Origin of the sequence: Sinomonas cyclohexanicum (assembly GCF_020886775.1) — a bacterium.
Taxonomy (GTDB): domain Bacteria; phylum Actinomycetota; class Actinomycetes; order Actinomycetales; family Micrococcaceae; genus Sinomonas; species Sinomonas cyclohexanicum.
Window position 1 is genome coordinate 3,558,282 of sequence record NZ_AP024525.1, and the last position, 24,519, is coordinate 3,582,800.

Consider the following 24,519-nt stretch of genomic DNA (forward strand, 5'->3'; position numbering starts at 1 on the left):
TCAACCGATCCGGCGGGAGTCCTCGTCATCGTCATCATCGGCAAACTGATCCCCGTACTTGTCCTCGTACTCCGAGTAATCCGGCTCGGAGTCATCGGTGTACCGGTGAGAAGAATGGCCACCCTGCGAGCCGAGTTCGCGCTCGAGAGCTCGATAGTCAGTGCTCGGGCTGTAGTACTTGATGTCCCGGGCCTGCTTGGTTGCCTTAGCCTTTTGACGGCCGCGCCCCATGGCGTGACCCCCTCTTTTGCGTCGGTCCCGGAGGTTGTCGCGAAGGGCATGCTCGCGAGGCCCCGGAGTGTCTGATCAATTTGTCGTAGGTCTAGACTACATGTAATTGCGCCGTCATGCGTATTCGCTCCGGCGCTGTCCACTGGCCGTGTGAGCTACAAGGAAGCGAGCCCAGTGCATGAGCACGCCCAACGTCCCTGGTGCCCCTCGCCGCGGGAACTTTCCGCCGCCCCCGCCGAAGCCTGCACGCTCGCCGGGAGCCCCTGGCGCGCGCACGCCGGGCCTGCTCGACCGCTTCAGGAGGAGCCCCTCGCGCGGCGGCCCCTCCCGGGGCGGTACACCCGGGACCCGGCGTGAGGAGCGCAGACGCCGCCGGCGCCGGGGGCCCCTGTTCCTGATCGCGGCGGTCGTGGCCGTCGGCCTGATCATCTGGGGCATCGCCGCGCTGGCCGGCGCCGGGAAGCCCAAGGCCGCGGTGGAGTCGACCGCATACGCGAAGGGCGACTGCTTCGCCGACTTCGACGCCGCCGCCACGTCCGGGAACAAGGTCGACTGCGCCGAGGCCCACTCGGCGCAGCTCGTGGGCGTCGAGAACGCCCCGGCCGACGAGGCATATCCCGGCCGCGACGCCCTCGAGCAGCGCGCCAGCCAGCTGTGCAAGACGTCCGACATCACCCTTCCGGACGACACGAGCCACCTCAAGCAGCGCTCCGCGTACCCGAGCCAGGACGGGTGGCAGGGCGGTGACCGCCGCATGGACTGCTATGTGGTGACCACTGACGGGAACACGCTCACCGCGTCGCTCCTCCACTGACCCGCCGCCGAGGTCACACGGGGTGACCTCGGCGGCGGCAGCCTACTGGACGGCGGGCACCTTGCGCGTGACGCTCAGGCCGCTCGTGGCACCGGACAGGTCCTTCAGGTCCACGTTCACGTCGGCGACGTCGACGAGAACGGTGTCGCCGTCGCCGATCTCCCCGGCGAGGATCTCCCGCGCGAGCCGGTCCCCGATCTCGCGCTGCACGAGCCGCCGCAGCGGCCGCGCGCCGTAGGCGGGGTCGTAGCCGGCCATCGCGAGCCAGGCCCGGGCGGCGTCGGTCACCTCGAGGGTGAGCCGGCGCTCCGTGAGCCGCGACTGGAGCGACGCGACCTGAAGCTCCACGATCCGCGACAGCTCGTCCACGGACAGCGCGTCGAACATGATCACGTCGTCGAGCCGGTTGAGGAACTCGGGCTTGAACGAGGCGTTGACCACGCTCATGACGGCCTCGCGCTTCGAGGACTCGCTCAGCTCGGGGTCCACGAGGAACTGGCTGCCGAGGTTCGAGGTCAGCACGAGGATCACGTTGCGGAAGTCCACGGTGCGGCCCTGGCCGTCCGTGAGACGGCCGTCGTCGAGCACCTGAAGGAGGATGTCGAAGACCTCCGGGTGCGCCTTCTCGACCTCATCGAGCAGGATCACCGAGTACGGCCTGCGGCGCACGGCCTCGGTCAGCTGGCCGCCCTCCTCGTACCCCACGTATCCCGGAGGGGCACCGACAAGCCGGGCCACGGCGTGCTTCTCCGAATACTCGGACATGTCGATGCGCACCATGGCGCGCTCGTCGTCGAACAGGAAGTCCGCGAGGGCCTTGGCGAGCTCGGTCTTGCCCACGCCGGTGGGACCGAGGAAGAGGAACGAGCCGGTGGGCCGGTTCGGGTCGCTGATGCCGGCCCGGGCCCGCCGCACGGCGTCGGAGACCGCGGCAACCGCCTTGGCCTGGCCGATGAGGCGCTTGCCGAGCTCTTCCTCCATGTGCAGGAGCTTCTGGCTCTCGCCCTGGAGCATGCGGCCGGCGGGGATGCCGGTCCACGCCGAGATGACCTCGGCGATGTCGTCCGCGGTGACTTCCTCGGCGACCATCGTGGACTTGCCCGCGGTGCCCTGCTCAGCGGCGGTGGCCACCTCATTCGCCTCGGCGAGCTCGCGCTCGAGCGTGGGGATCTCGCCGTAGAGGATGCGGGAGGCTTCGCCGAGATCGCCCTCGCGCTGGGCCTTGTCCGCGAGGGAGCGCAGCTCGTCCAGCTTCGCCTTGAGCTCGCCCACCCGATTCAGGCCGGCCTTCTCGGCCTCCCACCGGGCGTTGAGCGCCGAGAGCTCCTCCTTCCTGTCCGCCATGTCTTCGCGGAGGGCGGCAAGCCGCTCGACGCTCGCGGCGTCGGTCTCGCCCTCGAGGGCGAGCTCCTCCATCGTGAGGCGGTCGACGGCGCGGCGCAGCTGGTCGATCTCCTCGGGCGCCGAGTCGATCTCCATCCTCAGCCGGGACGCGGCCTCGTCGACGAGGTCGATGGCCTTGTCGGGGAGCTGGCGGCCGGAGATGTACCGGTTGGACAGGGTCGCGGCGGCCACGAGCGCGGAGTCGGCGATGGCCACCTTGTGGTGCGCCTCGTAGCGCTCCTTGAGGCCGCGGAGGATCGCGATCGTGTCGTCAACGCTCGGCTCCCCCACGAACACCTGCTGGAAGCGGCGCTCGAGGGCGGCGTCCTTCTCGATGTTCTCGCGGTACTCGTCCAGCGTCGTGGCGCCGATGAGGCGCAGCTCGCCGCGGGCCAGCATGGGCTTGAGCATGTTGCCGGCATCCATGGACGAGTCGCCCGTCGCACCGGCGCCGACCACCGTGTGGATCTCGTCGATGAACGTGACGATCTGGCCCTCCGAGGCCTTGATCTCCTCGAGGACCGCCTTGAGCCTCTCCTCGAACTCGCCGCGGTACTTGGCGCCCGCGACCATCGAGCCGAGGTCGAGGGAGATGAGGGTCTTGCCCCTCAGGCTCTCGGGCACGTCCCCGGCGACGATCCGCTGGGCGAGGCCCTCGACGACGGCGGTCTTGCCGACGCCGGGCTCGCCGATCAGCACCGGGTTGTTCTTGGTGCGGCGGGAGAGGACCTGGATGACGCGGCGGATCTCGGAGTCGCGCCCGATCACCGGGTCGAGCTTGCCGGAGCGCGCAACGGCGGTAAGGTCCGTGCCGTACTTCTCGAGCGCCTGGAACGTGTTCTCGGGGTCCGGGGAGTCCACCTTGCGGTCGCCGCGCACGCCGGGGAGCGCCGCCTTGAGCGACTCGAGCGCCGCCCCGTTGTCACGCAGCGCCGCGCCGGCCGGACCGCCGTCGGCCGCGAGTCCGAGCAGGAGGTGCTCGGTGGAGACGAACGAGTCCCCCATCTGTTCCGCCTGCTGCTGGGAGGCCTGGACGACCTGGAGACCCTGGCGGCTGAGCTGCGCCTGGGCCACAGTGCTGCCGGAGCTCGACGGTAGGGCCTTGATGGCCGTGCTGGCCGCGACGCTCACGGCGTCCGGGTCCGCTCCCGTGGCCCGCAGGAGCGCGACGGCGACGCCCTCGCGCTGGTCCATGAGCGCTTTGAGGAGGTGCGCGGGCTCGATCTGCGGATTGCCCGCCGTCGAGGCGTTCATGGCGGCCGCGGAGAGCGCCTCCTGGCTCTTGGTAGTGAATTTGACGTCCAAAACGAGCTCCCTTCCACGCGCTTCCAGATCCATCCAACCGCGTCGACCTCACCGAGGTCAACGCATTTAAGTTGAGTGTACATGACTCAACTTTGTGGACAAAGCCGAAGGGCGCGCGCCCACCGGCGCCCATCGGGCCCCGCGCGGTCCGAGCCCCCGGTGGCATGCTGTTCCCATGGGCATCCTCATCGACTCCCCGATCTGGCCCGCGCACGGGACGGTGTTCGCGCATCTCGTCTCGGATGCGTCCCTCACCGAGCTGCACGCCTTCGCGGCCGCAGCGGGGATCCCCGAGCGCGCCTTCGACGAGGACCATTACGACGTCCCCGAGCGCCGCCATGCCGAGCTCGTGGCACTCGGCGCCCGCGAGGTGACGGGCCGTGCGCTCGCCCGCGCCCTAATAGGCTCGGGTCTGCGAGTGCCAGCACGCGAGCGTGCCAAGGCCTTGGAGCGCCCGCTCCTGCAGCGCTGGGAGGCCCTCCTGCCCGGACGGGGCGACCTGGGCCGCGAGCTCTTGGACCGCTGGGCCGAGCCGCACCGCCGCTACCACACGCGCGCCCACCTCTTCGCCGTCCTGGAGTCCCTCGAGCGGATTGCGGACGGGGGCTCCTCGCCCCACGGGGCGCCGCGCGCCGTCGTGCTCGCGGCCTGGTTCCACGACGCGGTCTACCGAGCGGGAGACGCCAGCGGGCGGGAGGGAGAAGCCGGCGCCGCCCCGGGGCAGGATGAGGAGGACTCGGCGCTCCTCGCCGAGGACCGGCTGAGCGGGGCGGGCCTGCCCGACGCGGAGGTGGGCGAGGTGGGGCGGCTCGTGCGGCTCACTGCGGCGCACGCCCCCGAGGCGCACGACGGCGCCGGCCAGCTCATGTGCGACGCCGACCTCGAGGTACTGGGCCGGGATCCACACGCCTATCGGCGCTACGCCCGCCAGGTGCGCGAGGAGTTCGCGCACGTCCCCGACGAGCTGTTCCGCGCGGGCCGGGCCGCGGTGCTGGAATCGCTCCTGGACCTCGACCCACTCTTCCACACCGAAACGGCTCGCGGCCTGTGGGCCGCGCAGGCCCGGCTGAACCTCCGGGCCGAGCTCGAGGCGGGGTCCTGGATCGGGCAGTGAGACAGGCGGCTAGCGCCACTGGGCGACGGGCAGCCGCCACTCGGTGTCGCCGCCGGGTGCCATGTCCACGAGGGCCACGCTGTGCAGGAGCACCGTCTCCCCGGCGTGGACGCGCCGCTCCCCCTGCACCGTGACATGCGGGCGGAAGCCCCGGCCCGTGTGCTGCAGGCTGTGGATCCGGCCGCCGAGGGCCACGACGGCGTCCCGGACGCGCTCGTGCAGCTCCTGCAGCGGGTCGGGCGCCTTGAGCGGATCCGAGTGCGCGGCGTCGTGCTCCACGAGCGAGACGCGGACCCGGCCGCGGTAGCCGAAGTCGGCGTCGCGGCCGATCCGGATGCGGAACGGCTGGAACGCAGACAAGGCCCCGGTGGCCGCCTCACGGGCGGCCTCCGGGGCCAGGTCGAAACGCAGGAGGGTCACGTGCAGCGGCCAGTGCCGCTTGCCGAAACGCACCTCGCCCACCGGCTCGACGAACGCGACGGCAACGAAGGGATGGAGGCCCTCATCGCCGTCGTCCACGTCAGCCTGCGGTGGGGGTCAGCTGTGCTCTGACTGCTCGGCCTTCGACTCGTCCGCAGCTGCGGAATCGCCGCTGGGGACGGTCTTGATGGCCGAGATCTCGAACTCGAGCAGGATGCGGTCGGAGACGAGCACGCCGCCCGAGTCCAGGCCGGCGTTCCAGTTGACGCCGAAGTCCTTGCGGTCAATCCGGCGAGAGCCCTCGAAGCCGGCGCGCATGTTGCCGAACGGGTCCGTCTCGATGCCGACGAACTCGATCGGCAGTGCGATCTCCTTTGTCACGCCGCGGATCGTAAGGTCGCCGGAGACGATGAAGCTGTTCTCCTCGACCTGGTCGATGCGCTTGGAGACGAACGTGATCTCCGGGTGATGCGGGGCGTCGAAGAAGTCGTTGGTCCGCAGGTGCTCATCGCGCTGGGCGTTGCGCGTGTCGATGCTGGCCACCTTGATGGTGACCTTGACGGACGAGTTGGTCGGCTCGTCGACGTCGACGTTGATGATGCCCTCGACGTCGTTGAACGCGCCGCGGACCTTCGTGACCATCGCATGCCGGGTGGAGAATCCGACCCGGGTGTGGGCAGGATCGAACTTCCACTCGCCGGCAAGGGAACTATCGAGTTCGGGCATTCGTGCCTCCTTATCAGGTCAAACCTATAGTGCGCTCTGCCTACTGTCCAAGAACGCCGCAATCAGTTCGACGCGCCGGATCAGCGTCCGTAGCTGGCCAGGAGGCGGTCTGTCGGCACGATTTCCTTGCCGAGGGGCATGAGCGAGACGGGGATCAGCTTGATGTTGGCGATGGCGAGCGGTATCCCGATGATGGTCGTGGCCATCGCGATCGCGGTGGCCACGTGGCCGATGGCAATCCAGATGCCGGCCACGAGCAGCCAGATGATGTTCCCGATCGTCGAGGCCGTGCCCACGCGGCCGCCCTTGTCCACGATGGTGCGCCCGAACGGCCACAGCGCGTAGGAGGCGATGCGGAAGGACGCGATGCCCCAGGGGATCGTGATGATGAGCGCGCAGCAGATCAGGCCCGCGAGGAAGTATCCCAGCGCCAGGACGAAACCGCCGAAGATGAACCAGATGAGATTCAGGAGGGTCTTCATGGCACCAGTCTGCCCCGATGCGGCCCACTACCTATAGTTATCCCATGTCCAATGTCTCTGCGGTGCCCGACATCACGCTCGCACGCCGCGGCGAAGGCGGCTACGCGCAGTACCGCATCCCTGCGCTGGCAGTGACGAACGCCGGGACCGTGCTCGCGGCGTACGACGGCCGGCCCAACCTGGACGACCTGCCCAGCCCGATCGACCTGCTCGTGCGCCGGTCCCACGACTCCGGCGTCACATGGGGCCCCCAGCAGGTGGTCCGTACCGGCACGGGCCTGCAGGGCTTCGGCGATCCCTCCCTGATCGTGGACCACGCCACCGGGCGGATCCTCATGTTCCACGCGACGGGCACGCTCGCGGGGTTCTTCGAGGCGGTGGAGGGCCCCGGGAGCACCGAGGGCCACGACGCGGTGCAGCATGTGGACGTCTCCCTCTCGGACGACGACGGCGCCACCTGGATCCACCGCCGCCTCACCTCCCAGCTCAAGAGGCCGGGGATCACGGGGATCTTCGCCGCGTCGGGCGGCGGCCTGTGCGTGCCCGGCGGGCCGTTCGCCGGGCGCCTCGTCCAGCCCATGGTCCTCCTCGACGGCGGCGAGATCACCGCCGCGGCTGCCTACAGCGACGACCACGGCGAGACGTGGACACTCGGCGCGCCGGTGGGCGGGGGCACCAACGAGTCCGCGATCGCGTCCCTCCCCGACGGGTCGCTCCTGCTGCACTCCCGCGCCACGCCGTCGCGCCTCGCGGCGGTATCGCACGACGGCGGGGCCTCCTGGGGCGCTGCCGTCGCGGTCGAGGGGCTCCCGGACCCGAGCGACAACGGCTCGCTGGTCATGCTCGGGGGAGGCTCCTTGCTCGCCTCCTCCAACCTCGACCCCGAGCTGCGCCGCAACACGGGCCTGAGCCTCTCGCTCGACGGCGGTGCGACGTGGCCGCACCAGCTCGTCCTGTGCGAGGGCAGCTCCGGGTACTCGTGCGCCGCCGAGCTCCCGGGCGGCCGCATCGGCGTGCTCTACGAGCGCGAGGGCTACTCCGAGATCGCCTTCGCCTCGGTGTCCCGCGCCGAGATCGAGGCGAGCGGTCCCGCGGACGGCGAGCAGGCCGGCGTCGTGCGCCCGGCCGAGCCGACGCTCGAGGTAATCCTCCGCTCGGTCACCCCCGGCCTGCCCGAGGAATGGGTGCACGTGGGCGAGCACCACGTCTACCCCGTGGACGCCGGCGGGGTCGACGCGAGCGCGTGGAAGGAGGTCGGGCAGGCGTACGGAGCGGCCGGCGGGATGATCCTCGGCACGCGCGAGGCGCAGCTGCTCAACTACGGCCCGCCGCGGCCGGGACTCCACGCCGGGGACATCCTCGCGTTCCACGCCCGCGTGCGGCTGCCCGAGGGCGTCGCCGCGGACGGCGTGGTGCTCGAGCACCCGGGCGGGGCCACGATTCCTGTGGACCTCCCGCCCGGGGGGCGCGCGGTGTTCGGCGCGCCCTACCCCGCGCTGACGGTGACGGACGCCGACGTCGCGGCCGGGGTGGCCGCGGCGCGGTTCGCGGTGCCCGCGCTGGGGCTGGCCCGCGAGCTGCGGTACTCAACCGCCACCGGGGAGTTGCTACCGTAGAAGGAGGGGCCGCACTCGGCTCCCCGGACGAGGGAACCCAGTACCCGGAACGCGACAAGACTGGCCGGAAGGTTCCTCATGTCCTGGGTCGTCCTCATCGCGTCCGGCGCCCTCGAGGCCGTCTGGGCGGCCGCGCTCGAGCGCTCACACGGCTTCCGCCGCCCCCTCCCCACCCTCGTGTTCCTGCTCGCGCTCGGCGCCAGCATGGGCGGGCTCTCGTGGGCGCTCACCGAGATCCCCGTCGGCACCGGCTACGCCGTGTGGGTCGGCGTGGGCGTGGTGCTGACGGCGGTGTACGCCATGGTGCGCAAGCTTGAGCGCACGACGGCGGCGCGCGTACTCCTGCTGCTCGGCATCGCCGGGTGCGTGGCCGGGCTCAAGGCGGTGGCGTAGCCATGGCGTGGATCGTGCTGCTCGCCTCCGCCGTGCTCGAGGCCGTCTGGGCGACGGCGCTCGGCGCATCCGAGGGCTTCAGCCAGCCCGCCGCGACGGCGGTCTTCGCCGTCGCGGCCACGGCGAGCATGGCCGGGCTCGCCGTGGCCGTCCGGCGGATCCCGCTCGCGACGGCCTACGCCGTGTGGGTGGGCGTGGGCGCGTCGCTTACTGTGGCGTGGGCGATGCTCACGGGAGCCGAGGCCTTCAGCTGGCTCAAGCTCGTGTTCATCGCCGGGATCGTGGCGTGCTCGGCCGGGCTCAAGGCCCTGGGCGGCGAGTCCTCGGCCGCCTCTACTCCTGCGACGCCCGGTGCATCCCGGTGAACTGGGAGACCCAGTGCGAGGGGTCCGCGACCTTGAACTGGCGCCCCGTGACCTCACCGGGGACGATCCGCACGAAGAACGCCTTCTCCCCCGACTGCCACGGGAACAGCGGGAGCGCGACGGCGTCGACGATCGATGCGGTGTCCAGCACCGGCTCGAGCGTGCCGTGGACCACCACGGACCAGGCCTCGTTGGTGTCCGCCTCGTAGCCATCCACCTCGAACGCGACCGCGAGCCGCTCCATGGAGGCGGCCAGCTTGGTCCCCGGCGCGGTGCGGAAGAGCACGGTGCCGCGGTCCACGAGGTAGTTGATCGGGAACAGCTCGAGACGGTCGCCGCCGCTGAACGCGAGCCGGCCGACGACCATGGTGCGCGCCCGCTCCCACGAGTCCTCGGGGGACAGGTTGCGGACGCCTCCAGAGGGGGCCGTGGTGTCGTGGGTGCTCATGCCGCCAGTCTAGGACCCGCGCGGCCCCGGGGCGAAGGGCCATACGGCCCGCCCTCCGTTGAGGGGGGCGGGTCAGCGGTTGTTCGACGCCGGCGAGCTCGCCCGGCGCGGGCCGCGGGGGCCCCGGCCGCCCTGACCGCCGGCGCTACCGCCCCGGCCCTGGCCCGCGGCGCCGCCGCGACTGCCGGAGCCGTAGCTGCCGCCGGACGTCCCGCCGGTGGTCGAGGTCCACACGGTCGGGATCGCGCCCGCACTGCGGGGGCCCGAGCCCTGCCGGCGCTGCTTGGGCTGCTCGGTCCGAGCTCCCTTGTCGCTGCGCGGGGCCCTCTCGTTCCTCGCGGCGCCCACGTCGTTGCGGTGGCCCGGACCGCCGGTGCCGCGGCCGCCGCGGCGGGCGACGTCGTCCTGCGCGCCCTGGCCCGTGCCACGACCGCGCGAGCGCTTGCGCTGCGCGTTCGCGCCGGTGGACTTCCCGCCGCCCTGCTGGGGCATCTTCGCGGCGACCGCGGCGGCACGGTCGGCCGGGTCGACGTACGCGGCGCGCTCGCCCACGAGGGCGGTGACCTGCGGCGAGGACGTGGTCACGGGCGTGACCTCGACCTTCACGCCGGCGTCGCGGAGGAGCTTGCGGACGTCCTGCTTCTGCTCGGGCAGCACGATCGTCACGACCGTGCCCTCCGAGCCCGCGCGCGCCGTGCGGCCCGAACGGTGGAGGTAGGCCTTGTGCTCGGCCGGCGGATCGACGTGGACCACGAGCTCCACATCGTCCACGTGCACGCCACGGGCCGCGACGTCCGTCGCGACCAGCACGCGCACCTCGCCCGAGGCGAAGTCCGCGAGGTTGCGGTCGCGGGCGTTCTGGGACAGGTTGCCGTGCAGGTCGACGGCGGGGATGCCCGCCTTCGTCAGCTGCTGCGCAAGGCGCTTGGCGTGGTGCTTCGTGCGCATGAACAGCACGCGTCGGCCCTGCCCGGAGGCGAGGAGCTCGATGAGGTTCTTCTTGCTCGTGGCGTCCGCCGTGAGCAGGACGTGGTGCTCCATGGTGCTGACCGCGGCTTGCGGCGCGTCCACGGAGTGCGTGAGCGGGTTGTGCAGGTAGCGCTTGACGATCTTGTCCACGCCGTTGTCGAGGGTCGCCGAGAAGAGGAGGCGCTGGCCGCCGTCGGGCGTCTGGTCGAGGATGCGCTTGACCACCGGCAGGAACCCGAGATCCGCCATGTGGTCCGCCTCGTCGAGGACGGTCACCGCGATGTCGTTCAGGTTCACGATGCCCTGACGCCCGAGGTCCTCGAGGCGACCCGGGCACGCGATCACGATATCGACGCCGGCCCTGAGCGCGCGCTCCTGGCGCGCCTGGGAGACGCCGCCGTAGATCACGGTCGTGTTGAGGCCCATCGCGGCCGCCAACGGGGCCACGGTGGCGTCGATCTGGGTGGCGAGCTCGCGGGTCGGCGCCAGGACGAGGCCCGTCGGGCGCCCCGGGCGGCGGCTGCCCGCGCCGGCGCGGCCGGACTCCGCGAGGCCCGCCACGAGCGGCAGGGCGAACGCGATGGTCTTGCCCGAGCCGGTCTGGCCGCGGCCGAGGACGTCGCGGCCGCCCAGCGTATCCGGGAGGGTCTTGGTCTGGATGGGGAACGGCGTCTCGATGCCCTGCTCCGCAAGGACGCGGGAGAGCGCGGCGGGCACGCCGAGGGAAGTGAAGGTGGTTTCGGACATAGGTGGTCCAGTGCTCCGTCATCGGAATGTCCCCGCGGGCCAAATCGGCTCACGCAGGGTTCGCCGAGGAAAGGAGCCGTGGCCGGAGGGCCGGCTTGCGCGATCTTCGACGCAGGCGGCGCGGACGCCCAGCCAAACTCTCTGGGACTACGGCGCACTGCCAGTTGTCCTAGTCTACCAGTTCCGTCAGGGGGTCCAGATCCGGGGCCGAGACGACCTCCCCCGTGGTCGTGCCGTCGGCCCGCAGCATGACGCCTACGCGCTTGACCGCGCGGATCATCACGACACTCTCGACGAGCTCGATGCCCGGGACCTTCTCGCGGAGCGTGAGCTCGCCCGTCATGACGTCCGCGACGCTGCGCAGCCACATCATGATCGTGAAGTTGGTCCGGCCGGTGGTCGAGGCGGCCAGGCGGATGTTCCGCAGGCCCGCAAGCGCCGCGGCGGCTGCGGCATGCTGCCCCGGAGGGACCTTCGCGAGCCATTTGCACGCCACGGGGTAGCCGGCCCGCGCCTGGGCGACCTCGCACCGGAACGAGAGCAGGCCGCTGCCCATCACCCGGGTGAGCTGCCGGTGCACGGTGGCAGCACTGCGGCCCAGCACTCTCGAGAGCTCGGCCGCCGTCGCGCGCCCGTCGAGGGAGAGGTGCGGCAGGAGGTCCAAGGCGGCCGGAGGCAGCCTGCCGGCGAACGGCTCGACGCGGGCCAGTTCCGAGACGGCGGCGATCTGCGCTCGGTTGAGGGCCGCGAGCCGCCAGGTGTGGCCGCCGGCGTGGAGGCGCGTGCACAGGTGGGCATCCATGCGCAGTACCCCCGGCTGCGCCGCGATCCGCGGGACGGCGTTCTCCGCATAGTCGAGGATCGAGGCGGCGAACACGGTCAGGGAGATGTCGGGGTGGCTGGACCCGATGTCTATGGTCTGGACCTCCGGCAGGCGCGCTAGCGCGGCAACCGCTTCCTCGCGCCGCCCAAGCTCGCACTCCACGTCGACGAACGCGAGCACCATCGCCGCCGGGTCGCCGCGGAGGTGCGCCGTGACCCAGGCCAGCCCGCTGGAGCGCATCCGCTCCCACCGGCGCGCGAGCGTCGCCGGGTGCGCGTCCAGCACGTCGGCGAGATCCGACCATGCGGCCCGCGGGGCGATCTGGAGCGCGTGCAGCAGCGCGAGGTCCTCCTCCGAAAACGCCACCGATCCCTCCGTCAGTGAGATGGGCTGCAGAATACGGGTCTCCATGTGAGAGATTATTGCGATTCTCCGCCCAGGAGTGCTGCTTTGGCCCACACTCGTTGACGATCACTTCATGTGTGGCGGCATGCCACATACCGCGCGCAGCGCAAGAGCGGCGCAAGAGCAGCACACGGGACGGAGACACTGTGAACCTCATCGACGAGGCCAAGGGCCTGCAGGGCCAGCTCACTCAGTGGAGGCATGCGCTCCACCAGGAGCCGGAGATCGGGCTCGAGCTGCCCCGGACCCAGGAGAAGGTCCTGGCAGCCCTCGACAGCCTCGGGCTCGAGGTCTCCACGGGCACCGACACCACCTCGGTCACCGCGGTGCTGCGCGGCACGGGCGCGCCAGCGCACCCGGGTGGGCACCGCCCCGGCGCGACGCACGACGCCGGTGACGAGCCGCCGTCGTCCGCCTCGCCGGCCGCCGCCGCACTCCGGGCGCACCCGACCGTCCTCCTCCGCGCTGACATGGACGCCCTGCCGGTGCAGGAGCGCACGGGCGCCGAGTTCATCTCGCGGATCGACGGCGCGATGCACGCGTGCGGCCACGACCTGCACACGTCGATGCTGCTCGGGGCCGCCACCCTGCTCGCGGACAGCCGGCACCGGCTCGCCGGAGACGTCGTGTTCATGTTCCAGCCGGGCGAGGAGGGCTACGACGGCGCGTCGGTCATGATCCGCGAGGGCGTGCTCGACGCAGCCGGGCGACGCGCCGACGCCGCGTTCGGGATGCACGTGTTCTCCTCGATGGCCCCGCATGGGCAGTTCGTGACCCGGCCGGGCGTGATGATGAGTGCCTCGGACGGCCTGTTCGTGCGGGTGCTCGGCGCCGGCGGCCACGGCTCCGCGCCCCACATGGCCAAGGACCCGGTGACGGTCGCCGCCGAGATGGTCGTGGCGCTGCAGACCATGCTGACCCGCCAGTTCGACATGTTCGACCCCGCCGTCATCACCGTCGGCAGGTTCACGGCGGGGTCCAAGCGCAACGTCATCCCGGACACGGCCGAGTTCGACGCGACGATCCGCACGTTCTCCGGCGCCCACCGCGAGCGCATGCAGACCGCGATCCCGCGCCTCCTCAAGGGCATCGCCCAGGCTCACGGCGTCGACGTGGACGTCCGGTACGAGGCCGAGTACCCCCTCACCGTGACGGATGTGGCGGAGACGGAGTTCGCCGAGGGCGCGATCGCGGACCTCTTCGGAGGCGCCGCCGGTGCACCCGGCCGCCACGCGCGCCTGGCCAATCCGCTCTCGGGCTCCGAGGACTTCTCCCGCGTCCTCGCCGAGGTGCCCGGCAGCTTCATCGGGCTCAGCGCCGTGCCGGCCGGGGCCGATCCGGCTACGTCCGCGTTCAACCACTCCCCCTACGCCACGTTCGACGACGCCGTCCTCGCCGACGGCACCGCCCTCTACGCCCACCTCGCCCTGACCAAGCTCGCCGCGCTCGCGGGCGCCTGACCGCGCATCTTCGAAAGGTAGCCATGTCCACCAACACCGCCGTTGCCGGACGCGTCCGGAAGGCACCGTCGACCCGTCAGACGGTCATGAGCACGGGCGTGGGGAACGCCGTCGAGTGGTTCGACTGGAACGTCTACGCGACGTTCGCGCCGTTCTTCTCGAAGCAGCTCTTCAATGGGGCAGACCCCACGTCCGCGATCCTCTCCACGCTCGCCGTGTTCGCGGTGGGGTTCCTCGCCCGGCCGTTCGGCGGACTGGTCTTCGGCTGGATCGGGGACCGGATCGGGCGCAAGACGTCGATGACATTCGCGGTGGCCCTCGCCGCCTTCGGCAGCCTGCTCATCGCGATCGCGCCGACGTTCACCGCGGTCGGGGCGTTCGCCTCCCTCACGCTGCTCGTGGCCCGCCTCATCCAGGGCCTCGCGCACGGCGGCGAGCTCCCCTCGTCCCAGACCTACCTCTCGGAGGTCGCACCGCGCGAGAAGCGCGGCTTCTGGTCCTCGCTCATCTACGTCTCGGGCACCGTCGGCGTCCTCTTCGGCACCTTCCTCGGCGTGGTCCTCACGAGCATCCTGACCAAGGCGCAGATGGACGCGTTCGGCTGGCGCATCCCGTTCTTCCTCGGCGCGGCGATGGGCCTGTACGGCCTGGTCATGCGGTTCCGCATGCCGGAGACGGAGGCTTTCGAGGGCCTCACCGCCGCTGGCGGCACAAAGCGGCCCAAGCACCCGATCTGGCGCTCGATCGTCGAGCACAGGAAGCAGGCTCTGCAGGTCATCGGCATGACCGTGGGCCTGACGATCATCTACTACGTGTGGGGCGTCGTGGCCCCCGCCTTCGCCATCTCGAGCCTGCACATCAACGCCTCCGAGGCGCTGTGGGCCGGCGTCGGGGCCAACGCCGTGTTCCTCATCGCCCTGCCGCTGTGGGGCAGGCTGAGCGACCGGATCGGCCGCAAGAAGGTCATGATCATCGGCGGCGTGGGCGTCGCGGTGCTGCACTTCCCGATGACGTGGCTGCTCCAGAACTCGGCCTGGCAGCTGTTCGTCTCGATGTCGGTCATGCTCATCTTCATCGCGTGCTCGGCCGCGATCGTGCCCGCCGCCTACGCGGAGATGTTCCCGGCCCACATCCGCACCGTGGGCGTGGGCGTCCCGTACTCGATCTGCGTGGCGCTGTTCGGCGGCACGGCGCCGTACCTCCAGCAGCTCTTCGCTGACGTCCTGCACGCATCGTGGGCATTCAACGTCTATGCCGTGCTCATGGTCGCCGTCTCCATCCTGACGGTGCTGGCCCTGCCCGAGACGAAGGGCAAGGACCTGCGCCACTGAGGCCAGCGGCCCGCAGCGCCCCCTCTCCCCCGCGTGGACAGCGGCCGGCGAGGGGGCGCCGTCGTCCGTCCCGTAGCCTTTAAGGCGATGAGCGAGCACCCCAACCCCGTCACCCCCGGCTCCCAGGCCTCCTTCGGCACGTACCGGCGGCAGCCGGTGAGCTTCGTCCGGCGCGGGACCCGGCTTCAGGGGCGGCGGCAGGCGGCGTGGGACGAGCACGCGGACGCGTTCGTGGTGGACGTCCCGCGGCACGTCGCGGACACGTCGGTGCATCCGGACTACGAGTTCGACGCGGCGGCGGAGTTCGGCCGCCCTGCGCCGCTCGTCGTCGAGATCGGCTCGGGACTCGGCGAGGCGATCGTGGCGGCGGCCGAGGCGGACCCGGCCCGCAACTACCTCGCCGTCGAGGTCTACAAGCCGGGCCTCGCGAACACGCTCCTGCGGATCGGCCAGCGCGGCCTCACCAACGTGCGCGTGGTCCAGGCCAACGCGCCCGAGGTGCTCGGCAGCATGCTGCCCGCCGGGTCCGTGGCGGAGCTGTGGGTGTTCTTCCCCGACCCGTGGCACAAGACGAAGCACCACAAGCGCCGGCTCGTGCAGGAGTCCTTCGCGGGGCTCGCCGCCCGCGCCCTCGCGCCGGGCGGGCTGTGGAGGCTCGCGACCGACTGGTCCGGCTACGCGCAGCAGATGCGCGAGGTCATCGCCGCCTCGCCGGAGTTCCGCAACGCGCACGACGGCGAACTGGCCGGCTCCGAGAGCCCCCTCACCGCGGCGTGGGCCTCCGGTGTGGACTGCGAGGCCACGGGGGACCTTGACCACGTGGGCGGCTGGGCGCCGCGCTTCGACGGGCGCGTGCTCACGAGCTTCGAGAACAAGGCCCACCAGGCCGGCCGGGTGATCTTCGACCTCACGGCCGTGCGAGCGTAGTGTGCGGGACTGCACAACTCGCGGCGCTGATCCCCTGAATCCGCGATGAATCGGCGCTGACGTCTGCAGTTCTGCACCCGTGATCACATCGGGGGCCTGTGGCACGCCGCCACACATCTGATATATCTAGGCTGTGGCAAGAACCAGCACCGCGGGCCGAACGCTGGCCGAGCACGCGTACCTCGAGCTGCGCGAGCGCATCATCGACATGCGCCTGGAGCCGGGCGAGGCTCTGGACGAGGACGCGCTCATGAAGGAGCTTGGCGTGGGCCGGACGCCAATGCGCGAGGCGGTCAAGCGGCTCGAGTCAGACCGCATGCTGACCGTCTACCCGAGGCGCGGCACGATCGTCTCCGACGTGAACATCAAGGACCTGCGCGCGATCTCGGATGCGCGCCGGGTACTCGAGTCCTTCGCCGCGCGCCGAGCGGCCGAGCAGGTCACCGATGAGGACAGGGTCATGCTGCGGGCCTGCCTGGATGATCTCGCGCGCGACGGCGCCACGTCGAACATTGACGCGATGGATCTCGACGAGCGCATCCACCGCGCGATCTACTCCATCATGCGGAACAGCTACGTCGAGGCGACCCTCATCCAGTACTTCAGCCTGTCCCAGCGCATGTGGAACTTCGTCCTGGCCGGGCTCGCCCCCATCAGCTCCAACGTGCGCGAGCATGCCGAGCTCCTCACGGCGATCGTGGACGGCGACCCGGCGAGGGCCAGCGCGCTCGCCGAGCAGCACGTGACGCACTTCGAGGACGTCGTGCGCGGCGCCCTCATGCGCTAGCCCGCGCGGCGGGACCTGTTCCCGCGCACGACGGCGGGCCCCGCCTCCCGGAGATCTTTCCGGGAGGCGGGGCCCGCTTCAGGCGGCCCTGCCGCGGCCGCCCGTCGGTCGGGGACTCAGGCGCGGATCTTTGCCATCTCGGGGTCGACGAGCGGCTCGGCCTGGACCGTCGCGGCGATGCGGGCGCCGAAGTACTCGATCTCGACGCGGTCGCCTACCTCGACGTCGCCGGGGAGCCACGCGTAGGCGACCGGGCGGCGCACCGTGTGCCCGAACGCCGCGCTCGTCACGTAGCCGGCGACGTCGCCGGCTACGTAGACCGGCTCCTTCCCGAGGACCATGGACGTGCCGTCGTCCACGGTGAGGCAGCGGAGGCGACGGGCCAGCGGCGCATCCGCGGGGCCGTCGAGCGCTGCCTTCCCCACGAACTCGCCCTTGGCGGGACGGACCGCGAACTCGAGGCCCGCCTCGGCCGGTGTGTGCTCGGTAGTCATGTCTGCGCCCCAAGAGCGGTACCCCTTCTCGAGGCGCAGGCTGTTGAAGGCCGCGCGGCCCGCCGCGATGAGGCCGATCGGCCGTCCCGCTCCCCACAGGGCGTCCCAGAGCCGCTGGCCGTACTCGGCGGACGCGTAGATCTCCCAGCCGAGCTCCCCCACGTAGGAGAGGCGCATGATCCGGACGGGGATGCCGGCGATCGTGGTCGAGACGGCGCGGAAGTACTTCAGGCCGTTGTTCGTCAGGTCGGCCGGGGTGAGCGGCTGGACGAGGTCGCGGGCCCTCGGGCCCCACACGCCGATGCAGCACGTGCCGCCGGTCGTGTCGCGCACCTGTACCCACTCGGCCGGGGAGGCGGCGGTCTGGTCCGCGGCCGCGCGGGTGAGGTAGTCGAGGTCCTGGCCGCCGTTGGCGCCGATCTGGAAGAGGTCGTCCCCGATGCGGGCCACGGTGAGGTCGCTGCGGATCCCGCCGTCCTCCGTGAGCATGAGCGTGTAGGTCACGGACCCGATGCTCTTGTCGATCTGCCCCGTAGTGAGCCCCTGGAGCAGGCGCAGGGCGCCGGGGCCGGAGACCTCGAGTCGCTTGAGCGCCGTCATGTCGTACATCGCCACGTTGGTGCGGGTCGCGTGGGCCTCGGCAGCAGCGATGGGCGAGTCGAACTGCGCGGACCAGTCGTCGCGCGCCGGCTGATGCCACTCGGCCGGGAGCGTGTCGAGCAGTCCACGGTTGGCCTCGTACCAGTGCGGGCGCTCCCAGCCTGCGGCCTCGAGGAAGTACCCACCGAGCTCACGCTGGCGGGCGTGGAACGGCGACACGCGCAGGTTCCGGGGCGACTGGCGCGGCTCGAGCGGGTGCTTGATGTCGTACACCTCGACGAAGCTCTGCTTCGAGGTCTCGAGCACGTAGGCATCCGTCATATGGATCTCCTCGAAGCGGGCCACATCGAGCTCGTGCAGGTCCGTCGCGGACTGGCCGTCCACGACGAGCTCGGCCACGGCCTTCGCGACGCCCGCAGAGTGGGTGACCCACACCGCCTCGGCGATGAAGAACCCGCGCACCTCCGGGGACTCGCCCACGAGCGAGCCGCCATCCGGCGTAAACGAGAAGATCCCGTTGAAGGCGTCCGCGATGCCCGCGTCCTCGAGGGCCGGCAGCAGCTGCCGGGAGGCCTTGAATGCCCGCTCGAAGTCCTCGGGCGTGAAGTCCAGACGCGACGGCATGGAGTGCTCCCCCATGTCCTTCCCGTCCACGGCCGGGAGCTCGTCGTAGCCGACCGCGATGGGACGGTGGTCGTAGGAGCCGATGCCGAGGGACTCGCCGTGCTGGCGGAAGTAGAGGCCCGCGTCCTGGTGGCGCAGGATCGGAAGCGCCGCACTGTTCCCCGAGCCGAGGACGTGGCTGCCGCCCAGGGCGACGCCGTCGGCCTGCTCGGCGAGCTCGCGCACGGCGGTGGTCTTGACGTACTGGTGCGCCATGGGCACGAGCGGGACGCGCATCCCCACGAGTTCTCCGAGCTCCGGTCCCCAGAAGCCCGCGGCGGAGATCACGACGTCGGCCGGAACCACGCCGTCGTCCGTCACCACTCCGGTGACGCGCCCCGCGGAACGCTCGACGCCGGTGACCCGCACGCCGCCGACGAACCGCGCCCCGCGCTCCGCGGCCCGCTCGCGGAGGAGCTCGACGGCGAGCACCGCCGAGGCGAGCCCGTCGCCGGGGAGGTGGAGGCCCCCCAGGACGATGCTCTCGTCGATGAGCGGGTGGAGCGCCTTGGCCTCCGCCGGGTCCACGAGCCTCGCCTCCACGCCCCACGCGGTGGCCCAGCCGTGGCGCCGCTTGAGCTCGGCGAGGCGGCGCTCGCTCGTGGCGATCTCGAGGCCCCCGACGGCGTTGAACGCGCGGGCCCCCGGCCGGGCGAGCGAGGACAGCTTGGCCGCGGTGTACGCGGCGAACTCGGTCATGGTCTTGGACGAGTTGGTCTGGAAGACCAGGCCCGGGGCGTGGGACGTGGACCCGCCGGTGAGCGGGATCGGGCCCTTGTCGAGCACGGTGATGTCCGTGACGCCCCTGGCCGTGAGCTCGTCGGCGAGGTTGGCGCCGACGATCCCGGCTCCGATGATGACAACGCGTGGTGAAGGCATGGTGGGATTCCTTGGAGATAGTGGGAGCCGGGGATTCAGGGGAAGACGACGGTGCGGTGGCCGCTGAGCAGGACGCGATTCTCGGCGTGCCAGCGCACGGCGCGGGCGAGGATCTCGGCGTCGCGGCCAACGGTCGCGAGCCGCTGCGGCGCCAGACGGTGGCCCGCGTGGACGATCCCAGCCCGCTGCGGGCAGGAGAGAGTCGGGACAGCGGCGTGCGGGACGGCCGGCGCCGATGCGGCGGCGGGCACCGGGCGTGGATCGGTCATGGTGGAGGTCACGGGGATCCTTTCCAGGAGGTGCTGCACCGTCCAGCTGCTCATACAACTGATATATAAGAAGATAGTGGCGCCCATCACAGGCCGTCAAGGGTGTCTTCCCGCCCGGGTTGCGTTCAGCTCAGGGAGCTGCGCGCGACCGTCTGCTGGGCGGCGTCCCGGATCTCGATCGCGCGGATCGAGGCGAGCTGGAGTGATGTCGCGCCCGTCAGGACGGCCTTCGCACCGTACCCGCCCGAACTCCAGCTCGCCGCCTGCTGCGCCGCGCCGTCGGCCCCGACGACCCACACCGTGAACACGCCGTCACTCGGCATGCCGCGGCACGTGAGGTCCAGCTCCGTGCCCCAGGCCTTGTGGACGAGCGAGAGGTCGACGTGCGCGCCGTCCGCCGAGGTCAGGGTCAGCGTCTGGGCCGGCGTCGAAGCGGGCGCGGACGTACTGGGGGTCGACTGGGCAGCCGGTCCCTGGCCCGCCCCCAGCGAGGGCCCGAGGGCGATCCCCGCGGCGAAGAACCCTGCCGCTGCCGCCGCGAGCGCCCCCGCCCACCCTGCCGTCCGCGCACGACGCCGCCTGGCCACCCGGGCGAGCAGCTCGCGTGGCGCAGCGGTCGGCACGAGTCCAGGCTCCGGCGACCGGGCGGCGTCGTGCGCGATCTCCTCGGCGCGGGCCCCGGGCACCGCGTCGAGGAGGGCTGGGAGCGACTCGATCGAGGCGAGCTCCGTGCGGCACGCGGCGCACGTCACGAGGTGCGCCTCGAGCGCGCGGGCCTCCTCGGGGCTGAGCGCGCCGAGGACGTACGCGCCGAGGTCAAGGCGGAGCTGGTCGTGGTCCCGTCCGAACGGTGCGGTGCTCACCGGTCCACCCCCATCTCGTCGAGCGCGGAGCGCAGCGCCTTGAGCGCGTAGAAGCAGCGGGACTTGACCGTGCCTGCGGGGACGCCGAGCTCGCGGGCCGCCTCCACGACGGTGAGGCGGCGGTAGTGGACGGCGACGAGGGCCTCGCGGTGCTCGGGCGTGAGCCGGGTCAGGGCCTCCTCCATGACCACGCGGTCGAGGAGCTCGTCGATGCGCTCGGCATCCACGGCGACGGCGAAGCCATCCGCCGCCTCATCCACCGAGGCAACGGTGCGCGGCCGCCGGGCGGCGAGTCGGTGCTGGTCCACGATCAGGTTCCTCACGGTCCGGTACAGGTAGGCGCGGAGGCCCTGCGTCTCGGGCGGCGCCTGCCGCCACACGCGGATGATGGCCTCCTGGACGATGTCCTCGGCCTTCTCGCTTCCCACGGCGCCGCGGGCGAACCGGCGCAGCGCGGCACCGTGCTCGCGGTAGAGGGCCGCGACGGCGTCCTCGTCCATGGGCATGCTGGCCTCCTTGCCGTGGAACACGCGCTCAGGGCCGATTCGGTTCATTCCTGCGGTGATCCCGGCGCCCGCTGAACCATTTTCCTCCCGATGGCGTGTGTGTGGGCAGCGGTGGGCCCACCGCCGCACAACAGGAAGGCGAACCATGAACAAGCGAGCAGCCTTGTGGATGGCCGCGGCCTGGGCGATCCCCGCCCTCGCTCTCGCGGGGTGCGGCAGCAGCACGAGCAGCGGTGCCGCGTCGTCCGGCGGGACCACGTCCTCGTCGAGCGCAGCATCCGGCTCGGACAACATGGGCTACGGCGCGGGCGGCTCGGCCGCGAGCGGGTCCGCGTCGGCAAGCTCGGGCGGCTCCGCCCAGTCGGGGACGAGCGAAACGCTGAAGACGGCCACCATCGGCGGGCAGACCATCGTGGTGGACGGTCAGGGCAAGGTGGTCTACTACTACACCCGCGACAACGCAGGGGCGACCGTGAGCGCGTGCACGGGGGGCTGCGCGACGCTGTGGCCGGCCGTCACCTCCGCTGACGCGCCGACGCTCCAGGGCGTCACGGCGAAGGTCGGCAGCATCAAGACCGCGGACGGCAAGAGCCAGGTCACGCTCAACGGGATGCCGATCTACTTCTACCAGAAGGACACGGCACCGGGGCAGGCCAACGGCCAGGGCGTGGCAAGCGTCTGGTACGTGATCGGCGCGGACGGGACGATGATCACCACCGCGCTCAAGTAGGGCGACGTGCACGGCGCGACTGGCTGCGCCGTGCACATCGTCGTGTCCCAACTCCCCGCGGGCGCGCTCTCCCGTAACACGCAGGTCCGGGAGTAGTGTGGAAAAACCCCGCGGTGGAGGAGGAACCATGTCAGACTTCCGCACCTATACGGAAGAAGAGAAGCACAGCTTCGTCGCGCCGGCGTGCGACCTGTGCGGCCAGCACCGGCACATTGTGTGGCAGCAGGACGGGGACAAGTGGATCCCCCGCGACAAGGGCTGTTCGAACGAGGCGTGCCCGCAGTACGGGGGGTGATGGGGCCGCGCGAGACGTCCGTCAGAGGGCCGGCTCGCTCTCGTCGAGCTCCTCGAACTCGACTGCGGCGAGCACCCTCCCGTCCTCGGGATCGATCATGTAGGCCTCGTCGTCCTCCTCGACCATGAGGTACTCGCCCTGATCGGTCGTGAAGCGCCACGCGAGGGTCCTGACGCCGTCGTGCATGTAGTTCGGGTCGCCCATCGTGATCGCGGTCAGCTCGTGGCCGGCCACGTCGCACAGCTCGCGGATCACGAGCTCGAACTCGGGCATGTCCGCGAAGTCTTCGGCCCGGGCGGCTGCACGGCGCTCCTCGAGGTCCTCGATGAGGCCAACCCGCCGGGCGATCTCGTCCTCGATCCCGTCGTCGTCGAGAGCGAGGAGGCCCTCCTGGCCGCGGAGCCACGCGGCGTTGAGCGCCACGAGGTCCTGTTCGTCCTGGAGCGCCTCGAAGCGCTCGTCGAGCTCCTCGAGCGCGGCCACGGCCGGGGAGGTCCCGTCCTCGCCGTCGAGGTACGCCTCGACGTCGTCCGCGGAGAGTCCGTCGAACGCGGAGGTGAGCTCGTCGAAGAGCGTCGCGTGCTGGGGCGCGCCCATCTCGCGCAGCCCGTCCCGGATGAGCCCGTCCGTGCGCCGGCGGTCCCCCGCGGTGAAGACGTACTGGGCAAACCCGCCGTCGAGCATCTGCGTCAGGTAGAAGTCAACGAAGTAGCTGCGCAGTGCGTTCACGGCGATCTCGCGCTCGTCGAGCAGCTCCTCGTACATCGCGTTGACAACGTCGACGTTCGCATCGACGACCGCCTCGTCGCCCGCGTGCAGGGCTTCGGCGGGAAGGACAACGGGGTGCTGGCTGGTGCTCATGCGGGGCTCCTCGCTCGTGCGGTCACTCACCCCTCGAACGTACGACGGCGCGCCGCGGCCCGGCGTCCACGGCCGGTGAACGCTGGGCGAACCTTGGGCGAGCTTCTGGTGGTCGCGTTCGGCCCCGGTCAGTGCTTGGGGCGCCAGACCACGAGCGCCTGGGACCGTTGCTCGGGCCGCTGCCCGCGCGCGAGGGTGACGACATCCCCCGCGATTCCGGCCGCGAAGACGCGCCGCGGGTCCGCGCCGCGCTGCGTGTTGGCGAGCTCCGCCTGCAGCTCAGTGACGCGGGAGCGCAGGGCGGCGACCTGGTTCTCGAGGTCCAGGATGCGCCTGATGCCCTCGAGCGAGACGCCATCCTTCGAGAGGCGCTGGACCTCGCGGAGCATCTCGACGTCGCGCTGCGAGTAGCGCCGCTGCCGCCCACCCTGGCGCGACGGCGAGACGATCCCCAGACGGTCGTACTGGCGCAGGGTCTGCGGGTGCATCTCGGCCAGCTCGGCCGCCACGGAGATCACGAAGATCGGCGCGTACGGGTCGATGGCCATGGCCTAGAGCCTCGCTTTCTCCGCGAGGTGTGCGCGCGGGTCCGACTGGCCGTTCTTCGAGGTCGCCGCGGCGAAGGCCCTGACGGCGTCCTCGGCCTCCTTGGAGAGGTTCTGGGGCACGACGACGTCGACCGTCACCAGCAGATCGCCGGCCCCCTTGGACGTCGTGACGCCCTTGCCCTTCACACGCAGGGTCCGTCCGGAGCTCGTGCCGGCGGGCACCTTCATCTTGACGGTCGTGCCGTCCACTGTCGGCACCTCGATCTGGGCGCCGAGGGCCGCCTCGTCGAAGCTGACGGGCACGTGGATGCGGAGGTTGTCGCCGTCGCGGGTGAAGAAGCCGTGCGGCTTGACGTGGACCGTGACCATGAGGTCGCCGGGGCCGGCCGAGCCGGGGCCGCCCTTGCCGCGGACGCGGACCTTCTGGCCGTCGCGGATGCCGGCGGGGATGCGGACGTCGATGACCTCGCCGCTCTGCTCGCGCAGGCCCACGGTTGTGCCGCGGATCGAGCCGGCGAAGGAGATGGTGGTCGTCGCCTGGCGGTCGGCGCCCTTCTGGGGCGGTGCCTGGAAGCCGCCGCTGAATCCGCCGCCGCCCCCGAAGAGGTCGGCGAACTCGGGCGGGAGGTTGCCGGTGCTGAAGCCGCGCGAGTGGCGGCCCGCGCCGCCGCCGAACAGGCCGCCGAAGAGGTCCTCGAACCCCGCGGCGCCGGCGCCGCCGCCCGGTCCGCCCGCGGAGAACCGGGCACCGCCCATGGCACGGATAGCATCGTACTGCTGGCGCTCCTCGGGGTCGGACAGGACGGAGTTGGCCTCGGTGATGTCCTTGAACTTCTTCTCGGCCTCGGCATTCCCCGGGTTCTGGTCGGGGTGGTACTTGCGGGCGAGCTTGCGATAGGCCTTCTTGATGTCGGCCTCGGAGGCGTCCTTGGACACGCCGAGAATGGCGTAGAAGTCCTTCTCCACCCAATCCTGACTTGCCACGAACGCTCCTTCTCTCTCTACAAAACTAAGTTACGCCGATGCTTGTGAGCCGACAGCCAAGCCGGCGCGATGCGGGGGCCC

The 24,519-nt window shown here is 71.3% G+C and carries 26 protein-coding genes and 1 riboswitch; of the genes, 11 read left to right on the top strand and 15 right to left on the bottom strand.

The features are described from left to right. The gene (locus SCMU_RS16795; protein WP_229230237.1) at positions 1-231 is read right to left on the bottom strand and encodes a DUF3073 domain-containing protein; all 231 of its coding nucleotides are present in this window, start codon (positions 229-231) and stop codon (positions 1-3) included. 409 nt (positions 232-640) lie between these two features. Here SCMU_RS16795 and SCMU_RS16800 point away from each other — a divergent pair, with 409 nt between their 5' ends. Next, on the top strand, positions 641-1,045 hold the full coding sequence (locus SCMU_RS16800) for a septum formation family protein (protein WP_229230238.1): 405 nt from the start codon (positions 641-643) through the stop codon (positions 1,043-1,045). Between the two features lie 42 nt (positions 1,046-1,087). On the opposite strand, the gene clpB is transcribed toward SCMU_RS16800, so the two are convergent. Further along, entirely contained in the window at positions 1,088-3,733 is a 2,646-nt protein-coding gene (gene clpB, locus SCMU_RS16805) for an ATP-dependent chaperone ClpB (RefSeq protein WP_274602888.1), read from the bottom strand. Positions 3,734-3,908: 175 nt separating this feature from the next. Between clpB and SCMU_RS16810 the strand changes: the two genes are divergently transcribed. Beyond that, positions 3,909-4,847 (top strand): DUF4031 domain-containing protein, encoded by a 939-nt coding sequence (locus tag SCMU_RS16810; RefSeq protein WP_229230239.1) that lies wholly within the window; start codon positions 3,909-3,911, stop codon positions 4,845-4,847. A gap of 9 nt (positions 4,848-4,856) precedes the next feature. Here SCMU_RS16810 and SCMU_RS16815 read toward each other — a convergent pair whose 3' ends face one another. The 3 genes from SCMU_RS16815 to SCMU_RS16825 form a co-directional block, all read right to left on the bottom strand. Continuing rightward, positions 4,857-5,366: a 2'-5' RNA ligase family protein gene (locus SCMU_RS16815; protein WP_229230240.1), complete on the bottom strand. Its 510-nt coding sequence runs from the start codon at positions 5,364-5,366 to the stop codon at positions 4,857-4,859. 18 nt (positions 5,367-5,384) lie between these two features. Beyond that, on the bottom strand, positions 5,385-5,993 hold the full coding sequence (locus SCMU_RS16820; RefSeq protein ID WP_229230241.1) for a YceI family protein: 609 nt from the start codon (positions 5,991-5,993) through the stop codon (positions 5,385-5,387). Between the two features lie 80 nt (positions 5,994-6,073). After that, positions 6,074-6,475, bottom strand: a complete 402-nt coding sequence (locus tag SCMU_RS16825; protein WP_229230242.1) for a YccF domain-containing protein — start codon at positions 6,473-6,475, stop codon at positions 6,074-6,076. 44 nt (positions 6,476-6,519) lie between these two features. On the opposite strand from SCMU_RS16825, the gene SCMU_RS16830 reads away from it, so the two are divergent. From SCMU_RS16830 to SCMU_RS16840, 3 genes are all read left to right on the top strand, one after another. Then, entirely contained in the window at positions 6,520-8,091 is a 1,572-nt protein-coding gene (locus SCMU_RS16830; RefSeq protein WP_229230243.1) for a sialidase family protein, read from the top strand. A gap of 2 nt (positions 8,092-8,093) precedes the next feature. Beyond that, a riboswitch (guanidine-III (ykkC-III) riboswitch) is annotated at positions 8,094-8,160 on the top strand. Between the two features lie 9 nt (positions 8,161-8,169). Further along, the gene (locus tag SCMU_RS16835; RefSeq protein ID WP_229230244.1) at positions 8,170-8,484 is read left to right on the top strand and encodes a DMT family transporter; all 315 of its coding nucleotides are present in this window, start codon (positions 8,170-8,172) and stop codon (positions 8,482-8,484) included. Positions 8,485-8,486: 2 nt separating this feature from the next. Then, complete coding sequence (locus tag SCMU_RS16840; protein ID WP_229230245.1) at positions 8,487-8,849, top strand: DMT family transporter; 363 nt, start codon at positions 8,487-8,489, stop codon at positions 8,847-8,849. Here the strand turns inward: SCMU_RS16840 and SCMU_RS16845 are convergent. The 3 genes from SCMU_RS16845 to SCMU_RS16855 all read right to left on the bottom strand — a co-directional run bounded on the left by SCMU_RS16845 (position 8,818) and on the right by SCMU_RS16855 (position 12,247). Then, positions 8,818-9,297 carry a pyridoxamine 5'-phosphate oxidase family protein gene (locus tag SCMU_RS16845; protein WP_229230246.1) on the bottom strand — a complete coding sequence of 160 codons (480 nt, stop codon included), beginning with the start codon at positions 9,295-9,297 and terminating at the stop codon, positions 8,818-8,820. The genes SCMU_RS16840 and SCMU_RS16845 overlap by 32 nt on opposite strands. 72 nt (positions 9,298-9,369) lie before the next feature. Next, positions 9,370-11,013, bottom strand: coding sequence for a DEAD/DEAH box helicase (locus tag SCMU_RS16850; protein WP_229230247.1), 1,644 nt, complete (start codon positions 11,011-11,013; stop codon positions 9,370-9,372). Positions 11,014-11,182: 169 nt separating this feature from the next. After that, on the bottom strand, positions 11,183-12,247 hold the full coding sequence (locus SCMU_RS16855) for an Lrp/AsnC family transcriptional regulator (RefSeq protein WP_229230248.1): 1,065 nt from the start codon (positions 12,245-12,247) through the stop codon (positions 11,183-11,185). A 140-nt stretch (positions 12,248-12,387) separates the two neighbouring features. Here SCMU_RS16855 and SCMU_RS16860 point away from each other — a divergent pair, with 140 nt between their 5' ends. The 4 genes from SCMU_RS16860 to SCMU_RS16875 all read left to right on the top strand — a co-directional run bounded on the left by SCMU_RS16860 (position 12,388) and on the right by SCMU_RS16875 (position 16,746). Then, complete coding sequence (locus SCMU_RS16860; RefSeq protein ID WP_229230249.1) at positions 12,388-13,701, top strand: M20 metallopeptidase family protein; 1,314 nt, start codon at positions 12,388-12,390, stop codon at positions 13,699-13,701. A gap of 23 nt (positions 13,702-13,724) precedes the next feature. Continuing rightward, on the top strand, positions 13,725-15,032 hold the full coding sequence (locus SCMU_RS16865) for an MFS transporter (RefSeq protein WP_229230250.1): 1,308 nt from the start codon (positions 13,725-13,727) through the stop codon (positions 15,030-15,032). 87 nt (positions 15,033-15,119) lie between these two features. Further along, positions 15,120-15,959, top strand: a complete 840-nt coding sequence (gene trmB / locus SCMU_RS16870; protein ID WP_229230251.1) for a tRNA (guanosine(46)-N7)-methyltransferase TrmB — start codon at positions 15,120-15,122, stop codon at positions 15,957-15,959. Positions 15,960-16,092: 133 nt separating this feature from the next. Continuing rightward, positions 16,093-16,746, top strand: a complete 654-nt coding sequence (locus SCMU_RS16875) for a GntR family transcriptional regulator (protein ID WP_229230252.1) — start codon at positions 16,093-16,095, stop codon at positions 16,744-16,746. 116 nt (positions 16,747-16,862) lie between these two features. On the opposite strand, the gene SCMU_RS16880 is transcribed toward SCMU_RS16875, so the two are convergent. From SCMU_RS16880 to SCMU_RS16895, 4 genes are all read right to left on the bottom strand, one after another. Beyond that, positions 16,863-19,382, bottom strand: a complete 2,520-nt coding sequence (locus tag SCMU_RS16880) for a GcvT family protein (protein WP_229230253.1) — start codon at positions 19,380-19,382, stop codon at positions 16,863-16,865. A 35-nt stretch (positions 19,383-19,417) separates the two neighbouring features. Further along, positions 19,418-19,705 (bottom strand): hypothetical protein, encoded by a 288-nt coding sequence (locus SCMU_RS21215; RefSeq protein WP_443020168.1) that lies wholly within the window; start codon positions 19,703-19,705, stop codon positions 19,418-19,420. Between the two features lie 71 nt (positions 19,706-19,776). After that, positions 19,777-20,514 carry an anti-sigma factor family protein gene (locus tag SCMU_RS16890; protein WP_229230254.1) on the bottom strand — a complete coding sequence of 246 codons (738 nt, stop codon included), beginning with the start codon at positions 20,512-20,514 and terminating at the stop codon, positions 19,777-19,779. Then, on the bottom strand, positions 20,511-21,020 hold the full coding sequence (locus tag SCMU_RS16895; RefSeq protein WP_229230255.1) for a sigma-70 family RNA polymerase sigma factor: 510 nt from the start codon (positions 21,018-21,020) through the stop codon (positions 20,511-20,513). Before SCMU_RS16895 ends, SCMU_RS16890 begins: the two co-directional genes overlap by 4 nt. Positions 21,021-21,165: 145 nt before the next feature. Between SCMU_RS16895 and SCMU_RS16900 the strand changes: the two genes are divergently transcribed. Together SCMU_RS16900 and SCMU_RS16905 are read left to right on the top strand one after the other, a co-directional pair. Further along, positions 21,166-21,750 carry a COG4315 family predicted lipoprotein gene (locus tag SCMU_RS16900; protein WP_229230256.1) on the top strand — a complete coding sequence of 195 codons (585 nt, stop codon included), beginning with the start codon at positions 21,166-21,168 and terminating at the stop codon, positions 21,748-21,750. Between the two features lie 127 nt (positions 21,751-21,877). Next, on the top strand, positions 21,878-22,045 hold the full coding sequence (locus tag SCMU_RS16905; RefSeq protein ID WP_229230257.1) for a hypothetical protein: 168 nt from the start codon (positions 21,878-21,880) through the stop codon (positions 22,043-22,045). Between the two features lie 21 nt (positions 22,046-22,066). Here the strand turns inward: SCMU_RS16905 and SCMU_RS16910 are convergent, their stop codons facing one another. The 3 genes from SCMU_RS16910 to SCMU_RS16920 form a co-directional block, all read right to left on the bottom strand. After that, positions 22,067-22,906 (bottom strand): DMP19 family protein, encoded by an 840-nt coding sequence (locus tag SCMU_RS16910; RefSeq protein WP_229230258.1) that lies wholly within the window; start codon positions 22,904-22,906, stop codon positions 22,067-22,069. Positions 22,907-23,034: 128 nt separating this feature from the next. Further along, positions 23,035-23,454, bottom strand: coding sequence for a heat shock protein transcriptional repressor HspR (locus SCMU_RS16915; RefSeq protein WP_229230259.1), 420 nt, complete (start codon positions 23,452-23,454; stop codon positions 23,035-23,037). A gap of 3 nt (positions 23,455-23,457) precedes the next feature. After that, positions 23,458-24,438: a DnaJ C-terminal domain-containing protein gene (locus SCMU_RS16920; protein ID WP_229230260.1), complete on the bottom strand. Its 981-nt coding sequence runs from the start codon at positions 24,436-24,438 to the stop codon at positions 23,458-23,460. Positions 24,439-24,519: the final 81 nt, after the last annotated feature.